This is a genomic window from Sulfitobacter sp. SK012 (assembly GCF_003352085.1).
In the GTDB taxonomy this organism is placed as follows: Bacteria; Pseudomonadota; Alphaproteobacteria; order Rhodobacterales; family Rhodobacteraceae; genus Sulfitobacter.
In genome coordinates this window covers 2,915,962-2,931,076 of the sequence record NZ_CP025804.1, presented here as the reverse complement: position 1 = coordinate 2,931,076, position 15,115 = coordinate 2,915,962, and the positions used below count along the sequence as shown (strand labels likewise).

Annotated in this window: 15 protein-coding genes and 2 pseudogenes; 6 read left to right on the top strand and 11 right to left on the bottom strand. The window is 55.4% G+C overall.

Annotated features, from left to right (window positions below; translation table 11 throughout):
* Positions 1-68: 68 nt before the first annotated feature.
* A pseudogene (locus C1J03_RS26200) lies at positions 69-980 on the top strand (zinc ABC transporter substrate-binding protein).
* On the opposite strand, the gene C1J03_RS14340 reads toward C1J03_RS26200, so the two are convergent.
* The gene (locus C1J03_RS14340; RefSeq protein WP_114887216.1) at positions 977-3,004 is read right to left on the bottom strand and encodes a PhoX family protein; all 2,028 of its coding nucleotides are present in this window, start codon (positions 3,002-3,004) and stop codon (positions 977-979) included. The pseudogene C1J03_RS26200 and the gene C1J03_RS14340 overlap by 4 nt on opposite strands.
* Before the next feature lie 345 nt (positions 3,005-3,349).
* On the opposite strand from C1J03_RS14340, the gene C1J03_RS14335 reads away from it, so the two are divergent.
* The 3 genes from C1J03_RS14335 to C1J03_RS14325 all read left to right on the top strand — a co-directional run bounded on the left by C1J03_RS14335 (position 3,350) and on the right by C1J03_RS14325 (position 5,837).
* Positions 3,350-4,003, top strand: a complete 654-nt coding sequence (locus C1J03_RS14335; protein WP_114887215.1) for an ATP-dependent Clp protease proteolytic subunit — start codon at positions 3,350-3,352, stop codon at positions 4,001-4,003.
* A 121-nt stretch (positions 4,004-4,124) separates the two neighbouring features.
* Positions 4,125-5,390, top strand: coding sequence for an ATP-dependent Clp protease ATP-binding subunit ClpX (clpX, locus tag C1J03_RS14330; RefSeq protein ID WP_114887214.1), 1,266 nt, complete (start codon positions 4,125-4,127; stop codon positions 5,388-5,390).
* Positions 5,391-5,480: 90 nt separating this feature from the next.
* On the top strand, positions 5,481-5,837 hold the full coding sequence (locus C1J03_RS14325) for a RidA family protein (RefSeq protein WP_114887213.1): 357 nt from the start codon (positions 5,481-5,483) through the stop codon (positions 5,835-5,837).
* On the opposite strand, the gene C1J03_RS14320 is transcribed toward C1J03_RS14325, so the two are convergent.
* Positions 5,834-6,196 (bottom strand): hypothetical protein, encoded by a 363-nt coding sequence (locus tag C1J03_RS14320; protein WP_162798544.1) that lies wholly within the window; start codon positions 6,194-6,196, stop codon positions 5,834-5,836. The genes C1J03_RS14325 and C1J03_RS14320 overlap by 4 nt on opposite strands.
* 173 nt (positions 6,197-6,369) lie before the next feature.
* Between C1J03_RS14320 and C1J03_RS14315 the strand changes: the two genes are divergently transcribed.
* Both C1J03_RS14315 and C1J03_RS14310 read left to right on the top strand, forming a co-directional pair.
* Complete coding sequence (locus tag C1J03_RS14315; protein WP_114889018.1) at positions 6,370-6,753, top strand: NADH:ubiquinone oxidoreductase subunit NDUFA12; 384 nt, start codon at positions 6,370-6,372, stop codon at positions 6,751-6,753.
* Positions 6,754-6,789: 36 nt separating this feature from the next.
* Positions 6,790-7,143 (top strand): DUF2155 domain-containing protein, encoded by a 354-nt coding sequence (locus C1J03_RS14310; protein WP_114887211.1) that lies wholly within the window; start codon positions 6,790-6,792, stop codon positions 7,141-7,143.
* Here C1J03_RS14310 and aat read toward each other — a convergent pair.
* The 9 genes and pseudogenes from aat to C1J03_RS14270 form a co-directional block, all read right to left on the bottom strand.
* Positions 7,107-7,742, bottom strand: coding sequence for a leucyl/phenylalanyl-tRNA--protein transferase (aat, locus tag C1J03_RS14305; protein WP_114887210.1), 636 nt, complete (start codon positions 7,740-7,742; stop codon positions 7,107-7,109). The two genes, C1J03_RS14310 and aat, sit on opposite strands and share 37 nt — an antisense overlap.
* A gap of 6 nt (positions 7,743-7,748) precedes the next feature.
* Positions 7,749-9,101, bottom strand: coding sequence for an acetyl-CoA carboxylase biotin carboxylase subunit (gene accC / locus C1J03_RS14300; protein WP_114887209.1), 1,353 nt, complete (start codon positions 9,099-9,101; stop codon positions 7,749-7,751).
* A 10-nt stretch (positions 9,102-9,111) separates the two neighbouring features.
* Positions 9,112-9,606: an acetyl-CoA carboxylase biotin carboxyl carrier protein gene (gene accB, locus C1J03_RS14295; RefSeq protein ID WP_114889017.1), complete on the bottom strand. Its 495-nt coding sequence runs from the start codon at positions 9,604-9,606 to the stop codon at positions 9,112-9,114.
* A 131-nt stretch (positions 9,607-9,737) separates the two neighbouring features.
* Complete coding sequence (locus tag C1J03_RS14290) at positions 9,738-10,490, bottom strand: ABC transporter ATP-binding protein (RefSeq protein ID WP_114887208.1); 753 nt, start codon at positions 10,488-10,490, stop codon at positions 9,738-9,740.
* Positions 10,491-10,502: 12 nt separating this feature from the next.
* On the bottom strand, positions 10,503-10,643 hold the full coding sequence (locus C1J03_RS26195) for a hypothetical protein (RefSeq protein ID WP_441351142.1): 141 nt from the start codon (positions 10,641-10,643) through the stop codon (positions 10,503-10,505).
* 105 nt (positions 10,644-10,748) lie between these two features.
* Positions 10,749-11,267: pseudogene (locus C1J03_RS14285) on the bottom strand (ABC transporter ATP-binding protein); the annotation flags it as partial.
* Between the two features lie 12 nt (positions 11,268-11,279).
* On the bottom strand, positions 11,280-12,488 hold the full coding sequence (locus tag C1J03_RS14280) for a branched-chain amino acid ABC transporter permease (RefSeq protein ID WP_114887206.1): 1,209 nt from the start codon (positions 12,486-12,488) through the stop codon (positions 11,280-11,282).
* 3 nt (positions 12,489-12,491) lie between these two features.
* Entirely contained in the window at positions 12,492-13,520 is a 1,029-nt protein-coding gene (locus tag C1J03_RS14275; protein WP_114887205.1) for a branched-chain amino acid ABC transporter permease, read from the bottom strand.
* 114 nt (positions 13,521-13,634) lie between these two features.
* Positions 13,635-14,981, bottom strand: coding sequence for a substrate-binding protein (locus C1J03_RS14270; RefSeq protein WP_114889016.1), 1,347 nt, complete (start codon positions 14,979-14,981; stop codon positions 13,635-13,637).
* Positions 14,982-15,115: the final 134 nt, after the last annotated feature.

Genomic DNA, 15,115 nt, shown 5'->3' with positions numbered 1-15,115 from the left:
GGCATGCGCCACGTTTTTTTGCACTCTGCCTTACGACTTCGCCCGCTTGGGCAGACGCGCCTCGTGTGATGACTGATATCGCACCCGTCGGGGCGATAGCAGCGCGGGTGATGGAAGGGGTAGGTGTGCCGCAGGTCTTGATCCCGAACGGGACCTCTCCGCATGATTATGCGATGCGCCCATTTGAGGCGCAGGCTTTGTCGCAGGCCCAGCTTGTGATCTGGGTTAGTCCGGAGCTGACGCGCTGGCTCGAAGGGCCGTTGGATGCATTGGCGGGCAAGGCAGAGCATATTGCGCAGATAGATGGGCCTCTCAACCTTCTGCCTATGCGGGATGGGGACGGTTTTGAGGGTGGGGGACACGATCATGGCCAAGATGCGGATCATAACGAGGACCACAACGAAGATCATGACGAGAACCACAACGAGGATCATGATGCGGACCACGATGAAGAGCATGCCAATGTTGATCCACATATTTGACTCGATCCGGCCAATGGCGTTGTCATCGCCGCAAATATATCGGACGCAATGGTCGCGCTAGATCCGGCCAATGCCGGTGCGTACCGCGCCAATTTCTTGTCATTTTCACAAGAGCTTGCCGCGCTTTCCACAGACCTCGAGGATAGGCTTCACGCTCTGAAGGATATTCCATTTTTAGTACTGCATGACGCGTTCCAATATTTCGAGGCACGCTATCACGTCAGCGCCTCGGGAGCCGTATTTTTAGGCGACGGCGCACAGCCGGGCCCGGCACGGTTGGCCAAACTGCGCGATCAATTAGCGGCAAACCCGGTAAAATGCGCCTTTGCGGAACCAGCGCATAATGCGGCACTGATTGAAGCGCTGATGGCAGGCGAGGGGGTCGAGGTCGTGACGCTCAACCCCATGGGCGATCCGGATCTGCCCATGACCGCGCCATACCCCGCACTGGTGCAGGGTATGGCGGATGCTATCGTTGGATGTTTGGCAAAACCCTAAACCGCAATCTTGCCGCCGCCTTGTTTGGTGATCACAACAACAGAGGGGCGCGGCGGCATGTTGGGATCGAAATCAGGCCAGCGGGTGGCGGGATCTTCAAACGTGCTGTGACGCTCAAAACCGGTCAGCGCCGTGGTCCCATCAGTGCCAGGGTGCTGGACTGCGACAAATAGCGTTTCCATGTCGGGTGTGAAATATGGCCCGCACATTTCGCCCCCCACAGGGCAGCGGAAAAAGAGCTTTGAGGTGCCGCGCGCCTCGCCTTGGGTTTCTATCGCATATAGCCCGTCAGACTTGCCCGTTTTGCCCCACTTTTTGCCCTGATCTGTGGCAACCCAAAGCCGCCCATCTGCGTCAATGGCGCAATTGTCAGGTGATCCGAACCAGCCATTCTCAGAAGTCTCAGGGTTCCACTGCGCCCCGACCTCAGCAATTGATGGATCACCGCATTTCACCAAGATTGACCATGTACCAAAGGTCGCGGCGTGATTGCCGCCGTCTTCCTTGATCTCGATGATGTGACCAAAAGAACTCTCGGCGCGCGGGTTGGCAGCATTCACATCTTCAGGCGTGCGCCTGGAATTATTGGTGAGCATCACATACGCCGTGCCATCGCCGCGCGGTTGTGCGTCTTCGGGGCGGTCCATCGGGGTGGCACCCAACAGGTCCGCAGCAAGGCGCGTGTCGATCATCACATCGCCCTGATCGTTAAAGCCATTCGTGGCCGTTAGTGGCCCAGTCCCATGCACAAGCGGCAACCACGCGATTGTACCATCTGCGTCAAAGCGCGCGACATATAACGTGCCATCGCTGAGCAGCGCAGAATTGTCCGCGCGGTCGTCCGACACAGTGCCGCCCGAGACGTATTTATACTGGTAGTCAAAGCGGTTGTCGTCGCCCATGTAGATCACCAGTTTTCCGTCGCTTGATACCGTGGTCTCAGCGCCTTCATGGCGAAAGCGGCCAAGGGCCGTGTGTTTAATCGGGGTGGAACTGGGGTCCATTGGGTCAACTTCGACGACCCAGCCGAATTTGTTGGACATGTTTGGTTCTTTATCGAGGTTAAAACGGTCGTGATGCTTGCCCCATGCATACCAATTCCCCGGCACGCCGTAGCGCTTCCAAGAGGTCGCCTCAGCGTGGGTTTCGTCGATAAGCGGTGCACCTTCAGCATCCAGATTATCGGTCCAGAAATATCCGTGAAAATTCTCTTCGGCCATCAACCACGTACCCCAGGGCGTCAATCCTCCGGCGCAATTGTTGAGCGTTCCTATTACCTTAAGGCCCGTGTTGTCATCATGGGTCTTGAGGCGCGGGTGCCCTGCTGCTGGGCCATCTAGCGTCATCTGTGTGGTCAGCGGCGTGATCCGGCGGTTCATTGCACTGTCACGCACAACTCGCCATGTGCCATCATCATCCTGGGCGATTTCCACAACAGACCCGCCATGCGCGGCCATCTCAATGTCAATCAGCTCAGGCGTCATGCCACCAAAACCGGCAGTGTCTTGACGGCCCAAACCGGGGAACATTACTTCTTCATTGGTGTATTCGTGGTTAACGCACAGCAACCCGCGCGTGCCTGCGTCGTTCAGCGGCACAAAGCCCACGTAATCATTGTTGTAGCCGAACTGCTTGAGTTGCGCCGCGACGGTCTGGTTCATCACGTCGAACTCGGGCGCATCGGCTGTGATTGGATCGCCCCAACGCAGCAAGATTTCGGCATCGTAACCTTCGGCGACGTGGTGTGTTCTGTCGTTGCCCCAGGCCAGCTCGGTGAATTTGAAGTTTGAAGGGGTGGCCGCCGCTACTTGATGCGGTGCAATCATTGCGGAGGTCCCAAAAAGGGCCGTCGATGCGGTGACGCCCAAAGCGCCGCGCATCATATCTCGGCGTGAATAGCGCGCATTCACCACATCGCCGATGGTGCGGGTCAGATTGGGGTTGGTGGGGATGTCGTCGAATGCTTCAAACGCTTCGGCACGGTTGCCAATGGAGGTATCGTTTGTGATGTCGCGGCGGTTCATGTGCTGCTTCCCTTCTAGGAGTGGCGTGATCTCGAGGTCCCTAGTGACCCTGGTGCGTAACAATTTAGTGACCGCTGTATGAAGGTTTTATCACCGCAATCAGATTGAGTTTATTTTTGCAAATCCAAAAGTGACCGCATGGGTCCAAATGCCAAGCAGGCCTGTGTGGCAGCGGCCTGCCGGGGGAGCGAACATCGTTAATGTTTCTTTCATCTTACGAAGGTAAGACGCCCTGCCGCAGGATCAAGCGATCAGCCCCCCTTGTACCCCCATTGTGGCGCGACTAATCTCTGGATAACGGTTTTGCGGGTATGGTCCCGCGACCAACAGGCAAAGGCACGCTGTATGAACGATCCTATTGAGACTTTTCAGAACAATCTCGTCCCGATGGTGGTCGAACAAACAAGCCGTGGCGAACGTGCCTACGACATTTTTTCGCGCCTCCTGAAGGAGCGGATTATCTTTGTGAACGGGCCTGTGCATGATGGCATGTCGCACCTGATCGTGGCGCAGTTGCTGCACCTTGAGGCGGAAAACCCGTCCAAAGAAATATCCATGTATATCAACAGCCCCGGCGGCAGTGTGGTAGCAGGGATGAGCATTTACGACACCATGCAGTACATCCGCCCCAAAGTATCCACGCTTGTTTGCGGGCTTGCGGCGTCCATGGGTTCGGTGATTGCGATTGGCGGCGAAAAGGGCATGCGCTATGCACTGCCCAACTCAGAATTCCTCGTTCATCAGCCTTCTGGTGGTGCTCGCGGCACAGCGGCCGATATCCTGATCAGCGCCCAAAGCATTGAGGCCACGCGTGAGCGGATGTACCGCCTGTACATGAAGCACACCGGACAAGATTACGAAACCGTTCAGCAAGCCCTGGATCGCGACAAGTGGATGACACCGGAGCAAGCGCTTGAGTGGGGTCACATCGACGACATCGTTGCCAACCGTGGCAAGGACGAAGAACCAGAAAAGCCTAAGGGAAAAAAGGGCAAGTAACGCCCATTCCCACCTCTCCGGGATTTTGCGATTGTACCCCCGGGGAGGCTGGCCTAAGTTTGGCCTCAAATACACATTATGCCCAAAGCGGGCTCCCGATATTTGGCCTGAAAGGGTTAACATGGCGAACAGTTCCAGCAGCGACAGCAAAAACACACTCTACTGCAGCTTTTGCGGCAAGAGCCAACACGAGGTGCGCAAGCTGATCGCAGGTCCGACCGTTTTTATCTGTGATGAATGCGTCGAGCTCTGCATGGATATTATCCGTGAAGAAACAAAAGCTTCTGGCCTGAAGACAACCGATGGCGTGCCGACACCCAAAGACATCTGTGATGTTTTGGACGACTACGTGATTGGCCAAGCAATGGCCAAGCGGGTGTTGTCCGTAGCGGTGCATAACCACTACAAGCGTCTTAACCATGCGCAAAGCGGCGGCGATATCGAGCTGGCGAAATCCAACATCTTGCTGATTGGCCCAACTGGGTGCGGTAAAACGCTCTTAGCGCAGACGCTCGCACGCATTCTTGATGTGCCCTTCACCATGGCCGACGCAACCACGCTGACCGAAGCGGGCTATGTTGGCGAAGATGTGGAGAACATCATTCTCAAGCTGCTGCAATCGTCGGAATATAATGTTGAGCGCGCACAACGCGGCATCGTTTATATCGATGAAGTTGATAAGATTACGCGCAAATCTGAGAACCCATCGATCACGCGCGATGTGTCGGGTGAGGGCGTGCAGCAAGCGCTTTTGAAACTTATGGAAGGCACCGTGGCTTCGGTTCCTCCGCAGGGCGGGCGCAAGCATCCGCAGCAAGAATTCCTGCAAGTGGATACCACGAACATCCTGTTCATCTGTGGCGGGGCCTTTGCGGGTCTTGACCGGATCATCGCTGCGCGGGGCAAAGGTTCTGCGATGGGCTTTGGCGCGGACGTTCGCCGCCAAGACGACCGTGGCATCGGCGAAATATTCACCGATCTGGAACCAGAGGATTTGCTTAAGTTCGGTCTGATCCCGGAATTTGTGGGCCGTCTGCCGGTTCTGGCGACGCTTGAAGATCTAGATGAAGATGCGTTGATCACGATTTTGACCCAGCCAAAGAACGCATTGGTCAAGCAATACCAGCGTCTGTTCGAGATCGAAGATACGCAACTGAACTTTACCGATGATGCACTGTCTGCAATCGCAAAACGCGCGATTGAGCGTAAGACAGGTGCACGTGGCCTGCGCTCGATCCTCGAGGATATCTTGCTCGACACCATGTTCGAACTGCCGGGTCTGGACACCGTTACCGAGGTCGTCGTGAACGAAGAGGCTGTTATGTCTGACGCAAAGCCGCTGATGATCCACGCCGAAGTCGAAAAAGAACCTGCATCCGCAGGTTAATCTAACCCACCAAGGTTGAGAAAAAGCGAGCCGATGTGCTCGCTTTTTTTATTTATGAACTATTCTTAAGTATTTGATAAAGAGGAGTAAATTATGTACCGTATTCATTCAGGCGGCGAATTCGAAGCTAAGGTCGGGTATTGCCGTGCGATCGTGGCGGGCGGTTTTGTCCACGTCTCAGGCACCGTCGGTCAGGGTGATGATGCCGTTGCCCAATGTGCCGACGCCTTACGCATCATCAAGGCTGCTTTACTTGAGGCGGGATGTTGCATGGCGGATGTCGTACGAGTGACCTATTTGCTGCCAGATCGCACAGAATTTGAACCCTGCTGGCCGCTTTTGTCAGAAACATTTGGCACAAATCCACCTGCGGCCACGATGATGGAAGTGGGGCTGATCGACCCGAAGTACCGGATCGAAATCGAAGTCACAGCGCTCTTGCCCTAGTTAAATCTTAGGGCGTCCATCCGACGAACATCATTGTGTTTGGGCAAAGAAGCGGAGCCGTTTCGCTGGGTGACGTAACCCCGACGTTCGGCATCTTGTCGCTTCTTCAGTCTGCCAAGTGACAACCGGTCTGGTGCTTGTTTCGGCTCAGCCATCAGGTTGACGACAAAGGGTGAGCTCGAAGGTGCGCCACCTCTATCGAGCACTGCGGCGGGGTCAGATGAGACAAATTTCGCCTGACCAGCCACAATCCGCGCCTTGGTGATTTTGTCCGTAGAGGTCGCGGTCCCTTGTGGCCAAAACAGCAGGGCACCACCCAAAATGGTGCTGTAGAGTGCGAAAGATAACAAGATTTTCATAACAGGTCCGGTGTTGTTCGAGCCAATTGTACCGGACAAAAATGCCGAAATTGCGGATTTTTTGCGATAATTCCCATATTGCGTCGCGCATAATCGCGCTGCCAGCGCCGTCTGACCGCTGGACCTTGGGAAGAAACTGCGCCATATCAGAAGAAGAGAAATCGGAGGCACCTATGGGTATCGTCACTTCACTTTTGCGCAGCGTAACGTGGTGGAATGGGCAAACGCTCAACACCCAGTTTTTCACGTGGCGTAAGGGCGAAAAAGTCGGAGAAGACACGCAAGGCAATATCTTTTATCGCAATGCCGATGACAGTAAGCGCTGGGTGATTTTCAACGGCGAAGCCGAAGCCAGCCGGATCAGTCCTGATTGGCATGGCTGGCTGCACCGCACATGGAACGAGCCGCCCACCGACCGACCGCTGGCGCATAAGCCGTGGGAAAAACCGCATCAAGAAAACCTGACAGGGACGCCGCTTGCTTATGCGCCCGCAGGATCGATGCGGCGCGCCAAACCCGCCGACCGTGGGGATTACGAGGCGTGGAGCCCCGAATAATCCAAGGCAGGGCCATGCGTGGCCCAAGGAGCCCTGATGCGTAAACTTTTGTTATCTAGCGTTTTAATTGCCAGCTCAGTACAGGCCCAGCAAGTTACGTCTGGATCTGGTGCTGTGTTGCGTGCGCTTGATAAAACATCTGGGCTGACCACCGAAATCGAAGTCGGCAGGGGCCAGGCATTTGAACTTGGTCGGTTGCAAGTCGCGCTGAATGACTGCCGCTATCCGGCTGGAAATCCTGCAGGCAACGCCTATGCTGAAATGGAAATCTCCGAAACTGGGCGCGCAGGAACGCTGTTTTCAGGTTGGATGATTGCCTCGGCTCCAGCGCTGAGCGCCTTGGAACATTCGCGCTATGATATCTGGGTCATGCGCTGCATCACGTCTTGAGCTGACGCCGCCGAAGGTCCAACAAACGACGCCTCAAGTTCGATGGCTGCACGGAGTTGCGAATGATAGTTGGCACGGGTAATTTCGACCGCACCCAAGGACGCCAGATGATCCGTCAAGAACTGCGTGTCAAAAAGCCTAAACCCCCCACGCCGCAATCGATCCATAAGGCAAGCGAGTGCTATTTTTGATGCGTTCGTACGGCGCGAAAACATGCTCTCGCCAAAAAACGCCGCGCCTAAAACGACACCATAAACGCCGCCGACCAGGTCGGATCCATCCCAAACTTCAAGTGAGTGGGCGTTGCCACGTTCGTGAAGTGCCGTGTAAAGCGCTGTAATTTCTTGATTTATCCAGGTATCATCGCGATCTGCGCATCCTGCTACGACGCTATCAAAGTCACGATTGACCGTGATCTGAAACGGCGTGCGGGCCATTGCCTTGCCAAGCGAGCGCGAGATGTGAAAACCGTCCAGCGGTAAAACACCCCGTTTTCGCGGGTCGACCCAGAACAATTCTGGGTCGTCGCGGTGTTCGGACATCGGAAAAATGCCGACGCTATAGCCATGCAGCAACAGGTCCGGCGTGATCTCGGTCATAGGCGGTCAGGATTCGCCCATATGGGTTTCCAGCCAATGTTCCAGCCAGTGGATATTGTAGTTGCCGGACTGAACGTCAGGTTCCTGCAGCAGCGCATGAAAGAGTGGCACCGTTGTGTCGACGCCGTCCACGATAAGCTCAGACAGGGAACGTTCCAGCCGCGCTAACGCCTCTGCGCGGTGGCGACCATGCACGATCAATTTGCCAATCAGGCTGTCGTAATAGGGCGGGATTGTATAGCCGGCATAGAGCGCCGAATCCATTCGCACACCAAGGCCACCTGGCGCGTGATACTGCGTGATCCGGCCTGGGCACGGCGAGAAATTCGGCAGTTTTTCAGCGTTGATGCGCACTTCAATGGCGTGGCCGTTAATCTCGAGGTCTTCTTGTTGAAATGACATAGGCAGCCCTGCGGCCACGTTGATCTGTTCGCGCACAAGATCCACGCCAAAGATGCCTTCGGTCACGGGGTGTTCAACCTGCAAGCGGGTGTTCATTTCGATGAAGTAGAATTCGCCGTTCTCGTACAAGAATTCGATCGTGCCTGCACCGATGTAGTTGATGTTCGCCACCGCATCTGAACACACCTTGCCGATGCGCGCGCGTTCTTCGGGCGTAATGCTAGGGCCGGGGGCCTCTTCGAATACTTTTTGGTGGCGGCGCTGCAAGGAGCAATCGCGTTCACCCAGATGCACAGCGCGGCCTTTGCCATCGCCAAACACTTGAATTTCGATGTGGCGCGGCGTGGTTAAGTATTTCTCAATGTAGACTTCGTCGTTGCCGAAGTTCGATTTACCCTCAGCACGCGCAGTCTGAAACGCGCGTTCCATATCCTTGGCCGTTTGGGCGACTTTCATGCCCTTGCCGCCACCGCCTGCCGTTGCTTTGATAATAACTGGATAACCGACTTCTTCACCGATGCGCTGTGCATCCGCGAGTGTTGGCACGCCGCCCTCGCTTCCGGGCACGCAGGGCACACCGAGCGCCTTCATCGTGTCTTTGGCAGTGATTTTGTCGCCCATAATGCGGATATGTTCCGCAGTGGGACCAATAAACGTCAGCCCATGATCCTCAAGGATCTGCACAAAGCCGGCGTTTTCACTCAGAAAGCCATAGCCAGGGTGGATCGCCTCAGCGCCGGTAATCTCGCAGGCAGCGATGATTGACGGGATCGACAGATAGGACTGCTGGCTTGATGGCGGGCCAATGCAGACACTTTCATCAGCCATGCGCACATGCATCGCGTCGCTGTCAGCCGTGGAATGCACCGCAACAGAGCCGATGCCCATCTCGCGCGCGGCCCGGATGACACGCAGCGCAATCTCTCCGCGGTTGGCGATGAGGATTTTTTTAAACATCTGTGCCGCCTTATTCGAGGATCACAAGCGGTGCGCCGAATTCAACGGCAGCTCCGTCATCGACAAGAATACGCTTCACGGTACCCGCGCGCGGGGAGGGGATGTGGTTCATGGTTTTCATGGCTTCCACAATCAACAGCGTATCGCCTTCGGCAACTTTGGTACCGACGGAAATGAACGGCGGCGCGCCCGGTTCGCCTTGCATGTAAACCGTACCAACCATCGGTGAGGTCACGGCGCCCGGATCGCTTGCGGGATCGGCGGCTTGCGGCTCCGGAGCGGTGGCTGCTGCAGCTGCAGGTGCTGCCATCAGGGCAGGGGCCGCTTGCATTTGCTGTTGTGGGGCCACGATCTGTTGGGGTGGCTTGCGAGAGACACGCACATTCAGGCTGTCATCTTCTGCATAGTCCCGTTTGACCTGCAATTGGGTCAAATCGTTTTCGTTCAACAGTTCCGCCAGCGCCCGAATAAAGGCGACGTCCGCGTCATGGGTGTTTTTTGTCATGTAATCCTCGACCGTTGCGAAGGGGGCCACTTTTTCCATGTGGCCCAGTGCTCTGTCCGCACTTATAGGCGATGGGCAGACCCATGGAAAGGCGCGACTTTACGCGCGGTCATTGAGGTGAAAAAGCAGCCTTAGATGGCGAGGTATTCGGCACGCAATTCCGCATTATCGAGCACATCTGCCGCCGTACCGTCAAAAACCACACCGCCGGTATCAAGGATCACAGCGCGGTCGGCCAATTTCAGGGCCCGCACAGCGTTTTGCTCAACAAGAATAGTAGTGATGCCCTGGTCTTTGATCAACGCCAGCGTCTTTTCGATCTCGTCCACAATCACCGGGGCAAGGCCCTCGTAAGGCTCATCTAGTAGCAGCACTTTGATGTCGCGGCACAGCGCACGTGCGATGGCCAGCATCTGCTGTTCGCCACCCGACAAGGTTATACCTTCTTGGTTGCGACGCTCGCGCAAGCGCGGAAAAAGATCGTAAACGCGGTCGATCGACCAGCCGATAGGCGGCGCGATTTGAGCAAGCTTGAGGTTTTCCTCAACCGTCAGGCCCGCGATGATACGGCGGTCCTCTGGGACCAGAGCCAAACCATTTGCAGAAGCCTCGTGGCTGGCCATGTTATGCAAGGGCTGGTGATCAAGCCAGATTTCACCCTTGCGCAGCTCAGGATCGCTCAGCCGAGCAATCGCGCGCAAGGTTGACGTCTTGCCTGCACCATTGCGGCCCAAGAGCGCCAGAATTTCACCTTCGTGGACGTTAAAGCTGACGCCTTGAACGATATAGCTTTCGCCATAGTAGGCATGCAGATCCCAGACCGACAAAAAGGCAGGGGCGTTGGCAGCGTGATTGGCGTTTTTCGCTTTTGGCTGAGTGTTCATCTTAACGTTCCTTTACGCCGCGTCTTGGGATTCGCCCAGATAGGCTTCGCGCACTTTTGGGTGGCCTTTGATCTTGTCTGGCGTGTCTTCGACCAGCGGCGAGCCTTGCGCCAGCACCGTGATGCGCTGAGCGAGCGAGAACACAACATGCATGTCATGCTCAATAATCGCGATGGTGATGTCGCGTTCGTTGCTGATCTGTTTCAGCAAGTCGATGGTGTTGTTGGTATCTGCCCGCGCCATCCCGGCGGTGGGTTCATCCAGCAGCAACAGGCGTGGCGTCTGCGCGAGGCACATGCCGATCTCAAGGCGTCGTTTGTCACCACGAGACAGGCTAGACGCGGTCATGTGCCGCTTGTCCGCCATGTTCATCTCGATGAGCATTTTTTCGGCACTATCGATCACGTCTTGCTGGCTCACCACGCGGGAAATGGCATTCATTTGGAACGCCCCATCGCGCTTGGCAAAGCAGGGGATGAGCATGTTTTCCATCACACTCAGATCACCAAAGATCTCTGGTGTTTGGAACACACGTGAAATGCCCATCTGGTTGATCTCGTAGGGCTTGCGCCCCAGCACCGATTGCCCGTCGAACATGACCGAACCGGTGTCAGGGATCAGTTTTCCCACAAGTACGTTGAGCAAGGTGGATTTGCCCGCACCATTGGGCCCGATGATCGCATGGACAGAGTTTTCCGCAATGCTGAGGTTTACATCCCCCAATGCCTGCAACCCACCAAAGCGCTTATTAACGTTTTTGACTTCCAAGATACTCATGTCGGTCGCTCCTTATTCAGCAGGGGTTGTTTTGCCGTCAGGCGTGTCAGTCTCGGTTTTCTTGCGCTTGAAAAGACGCCCGATCCGTTGTCCCCCCTCGACCAGACCACCTGGCAAGAAGATTACGACTGCCATGAACAGCAGACCCAGCGTCAGATGCCAGCCTTTGCCCACAAAAGGATGCACGATGGTAACCATGAAATTCTCAAGCCCGTCGGGCATGAACGCAAACCACTGGTGCAACACGTTGTCGTTGATCTTGGAAAAGATGTTCTCAAAGTACTTGATGAAACCAGCTCCCAACACGGGGCCAATCAAGGTGCCCGCACCGCCAAGGATCGTCATAAGCACGACTTCACCAGAGGCGGTCCATTGCATCCGCTCAGCACCCGCCAGTGGGTCCATCGAGGCCATCAAACCACCGGCCAGACCGGCGTACATGCCAGAAATCACGAAAGCTGCCAGCGTGTAAGGCCGCTTGTTCAAGCCGATGTAGTTCATCCGCTGTTGGTTGGATTTAACCGCACGGAGCATCATGCCAAAAGGCGAGCGGAAGATGCGGATCGCGAGGTAGAAGGCCAGGATCATGATCACAGCGCAGAGGTAGTAGCCCGCATTGAAGTCGAACGACCAGCCACCCATGTCGAGCGTGTAAGTGGAGCGCATTTCGACAATACCAAGCAGATGCGGAACAGTTTCCCAGTCATCAATCAGGATTTGCGGGTCAGAGTTATAGACCTGCAGGCCGGTTTCGCCGTTGGTGATCGATGTGCCAAAGAAGCGGCCCAAAAGGTCGGAATATGAGATCGCGAACATCATTTGCGCAAAGGCCAGCGTCAAAATTGAGAAGTAGATCCCGGATCGCCGCAAACTGATATATCCAATCAGCAGGGCAAAGAAGCCAGATACAACAACCGCCAAAACCAGACCCGGCAGAATGTTGTAATCCAGCAGTTTGTACATCCAAACCACCGCATAAGAGCCTATGCCCAGGAACGCCGCGTGGCCAAAGCTGAGGTAGCCCGTCAGGCCGAACAGAATGTTAAATCCGATGGCGAAGATACCAAAGATTACAAACCGCTGCATCAAGTCAGGGTAGCCAGCGTTGAACTGTGCCATTGCTGAATCCGTTGGAAATGGGTTCAGGATGAAGGGTGCAAACATCGTCAGGATAGCGACGATAATCAGCAGTGTGGTGTCTCGTTTTGCTGTTCCGAACATGCGTTATTCCTCCATCACGCCCTTGCGACCCATTAGGCCACGCGGACGTGTCAGCAAGATGAAAATGGCCACCACATAGATGATGATTTGGTCGATGCCCGGCAGGATCGCCTTGACCTCGTTCATGGATGCAAAGCTCTCTAGGATGCCTAACATGAAGCCCGCGAGCACAGCACCAGGCAGGGAGCCCATACCGCCCACAACAACAACCACAAAGCTGAGCACAAGGAAGTCCATGCCCATGTGGTAATTGGGCGAGTTGATCGGCGCGTACATAACACCAGCCAATCCAGCGACGGCTGCCGCAATGCCAAACATGATGGTAAAGCGGCGGTCAATGTCGATGCCCAAGAGACCTACGGTCTCGCGGTCTGCCATACCTGCGCGCACAACCATGCCGAAGGTGGTGAATTGCAAGAAGGCGAACACGGCACCGATGACCAGCGCGGAGAAGCCAAAGTAGACCAAGCGCCAGTAAGGATAGATAAGTGAGACGTCCAAGCCAAAGAACGCGCCGAAATCAAAACTGCCGCGAAACGCATCGGGGGCAGGGGTTGGGATCGGATTGGCACCGTAGAAATACTTGATTACTTCCTGCAGGACGATGGCCAAGCCAAAGGTCACAAGGATCTGATCCGCATGAGGGCGCTTGTAGAAGTGTTTGATCAATCCACGTTCCATGATGAAACCAATGACCAACATCACTGGGATCGCGAACAAGATAGCCAATGGCACGGACCAATCGATGATCGACGCGCCAACGTCAGTGCCAAACCAGGTTTCCACATAAGGTGTTTCCACCTTGAGAGGATTGCCCAGAAAGTCCTTTTGGGTGGGGTGTTCTGCCACCGTGCTGATGTTTAAAATCTTCTGCACTGTCACAGAGCAGAAAGCACCAATCATAAACAACGCGCCGTGGGCAAAGTTCACCACACCCAGCGTGCCAAAAATCAACGTCAGGCCAAGGGCAATCAACGCATATGCGGAGCCCTTGTCTAATCCGTTTAAAACTTGAAGAAGAATTGCGTCCATTGTCCCCACCTTAGGCCCGTAACATCGCGCCGAGGACACCCCATGCGCGGTCGTTTAGAGAAAAGGGCGCGCATCGCGCGCCCTGTCCGAGATTAATTAAGTAACAGCAAGCGCTTAAGCGCCGGGGTTACACTTGCCCAGATCGCCACCGGCGAACATTGGGTGATCAGGTGCGTACTCGACCTGTGCACGTGGCGTCACTTCGACAATCTCCAGCGTGTCATACTCGTTTGTTGGGTTCTCTTTACCCTTCATAACAAGCACGTCTTTGAAGCACTGGTGATCCGCGCCACGGTAGGACGTTGGGCCATTGCCCATGCCGTCAAAGTCGAAGTCCTCGAGGGCTTCGGCAACGCCACATGGGTTGAATGTGCCCGCACGCTCAACAGCATCTGCATAAAGCAGGGTCTGTACGTAGCATGTGTGCGCAGAGTTTGACGGTGGACGGCCATACTTTTCACCGAAGGATTTGGTGAACGCTTTGGAGCCTTCGTCCTGCAGCTGCCAGTTCCAGTTCATGGAGCCGATCACGCCTTGCACGTTTTCGCCCGCACCCGCGGCCATCAGCTCTGAGTAGAGTGGCACAACGATTTCGAACTTCTTGCCGTTCACTTCTTTGTTCAGCAGGTCGAACTGGATCGCGTTGGTCAGCGAGTTCACCATGTTCCCACCGTAGTGGTTCAGAACCAGAACATCCGCACCGGAGTTCAGCACGGGCGCGATGTACGAAGAGAAGTCCGTGGACGCAAGCGGCGTCAGCACGTTGTTCACTGTTTCCCAACCCATGGCTTCGGTTGCCGCAGCAATCGATTCCTGCTGTGTCCAGCCCCATGTGTAGTCGGCTGTCAGGTGATAGGCACGACGATCAGAGCCATAGGCGCTCTTGAGAACCGGAGCCAAAGCCGCAGCAGACATATACCCGTTAAAGAAGTGACGGAAGCCATTGGCTTTCTTATCTTTACCGGTTGTGTCGTTGGAGTGCGTGAGGCCAGCCATGAAAATGACGCCAGCTTCTTGGCACAGGCCTTGAACAGCAATCGCCACACCAGAGGAAGAGCCACCGTTGATCATCACGGCGCCGTCTTTTTCGATCATGGATTTGGCAGATGCACGTGCAGCGTCAGACTTTGTCTGTGTGTCGCCCGTTACATATTCGACTTTCTTACCCAGAATGCCGTTACCTTTTAGCGCCTTGGAGCTGAAGGTGTTCATCATGCCGCCGTCGCCGCCACCATTCAGGTGCTCAACAGCTAGCTCTTGTGCGCGCAGCTCGTCGAGGCCTTCTTCGGCGTAAGGACCGGTCTGGGGAACGTTAAAGCCCAGTGTAACGGTGCTGCCAGTGGGTGCGTTGGTAAAGCCGCTGTGGCCGTCCGCGCGGAGATACGTTGGCAGAGCAAGGCCTGCGCCGGCAAAGGCGCTGGTCTGAATCAGTCCGCGACGTGTCGGATTTCTAAATGACATGGTTTCCTCCCGAATGTTGAAAACACGGCTGTGACATTCTTGATCGGTCACATGCGTGCGCACAGTTGTGCAAATATGTTATCGCCCGGTTTTGGAAAATCCCGCAACAACCCCCTTGATAAAAACGATCTTTC

Bases quoted from the DNA above. Each gene is read 5' to 3' on its own strand.
- C1J03_RS14340 (WP_114887216.1), bottom strand. From the start codon at position 3,004: ATGAACCGCCGCGACATCACAAACGATACCTCCATTGGCAACCGTGCC.
- C1J03_RS14335 (WP_114887215.1), top strand. From the start codon at position 3,350: ATGAACGATCCTATTGAGACTTTTCAGAACAATCTCGTCCCGATGGTG.
- clpX (WP_114887214.1), top strand. From the start codon at position 4,125: ATGGCGAACAGTTCCAGCAGCGACAGCAAAAACACACTCTACTGCAGC.
- C1J03_RS14320 (WP_162798544.1), bottom strand. From the start codon at position 6,196: ATGAAAATCTTGTTATCTTTCGCACTCTACAGCACCATTTTGGGTGGT.
- C1J03_RS14315 (WP_114889018.1), top strand. From the start codon at position 6,370: ATGGGTATCGTCACTTCACTTTTGCGCAGCGTAACGTGGTGGAATGGG.
- C1J03_RS14310 (WP_114887211.1), top strand. From the start codon at position 6,790: ATGCGTAAACTTTTGTTATCTAGCGTTTTAATTGCCAGCTCAGTACAG.
- aat (WP_114887210.1), bottom strand. From the start codon at position 7,742: ATGACCGAGATCACGCCGGACCTGTTGCTGCATGGCTATAGCGTCGGC.
- accC (WP_114887209.1), bottom strand. From the start codon at position 9,101: ATGTTTAAAAAAATCCTCATCGCCAACCGCGGAGAGATTGCGCTGCGT.
- accB (WP_114889017.1), bottom strand. From the start codon at position 9,606: ATGACAAAAAACACCCATGACGCGGACGTCGCCTTTATTCGGGCGCTG.
- C1J03_RS14290 (WP_114887208.1), bottom strand. From the start codon at position 10,490: ATGAACACTCAGCCAAAAGCGAAAAACGCCAATCACGCTGCCAACGCC.
- C1J03_RS26195 (WP_441351142.1), bottom strand. From the start codon at position 10,643: ATGCATGTTGTGTTCTCGCTCGCTCAGCGCATCACGGTGCTGGCGCAA.
- C1J03_RS14280 (WP_114887206.1), bottom strand. From the start codon at position 12,488: ATGTTCGGAACAGCAAAACGAGACACCACACTGCTGATTATCGTCGCT.
- C1J03_RS14275 (WP_114887205.1), bottom strand. From the start codon at position 13,520: ATGGACGCAATTCTTCTTCAAGTTTTAAACGGATTAGACAAGGGCTCC.
- C1J03_RS14270 (WP_114889016.1), bottom strand. From the start codon at position 14,981: ATGTCATTTAGAAATCCGACACGTCGCGGACTGATTCAGACCAGCGCC.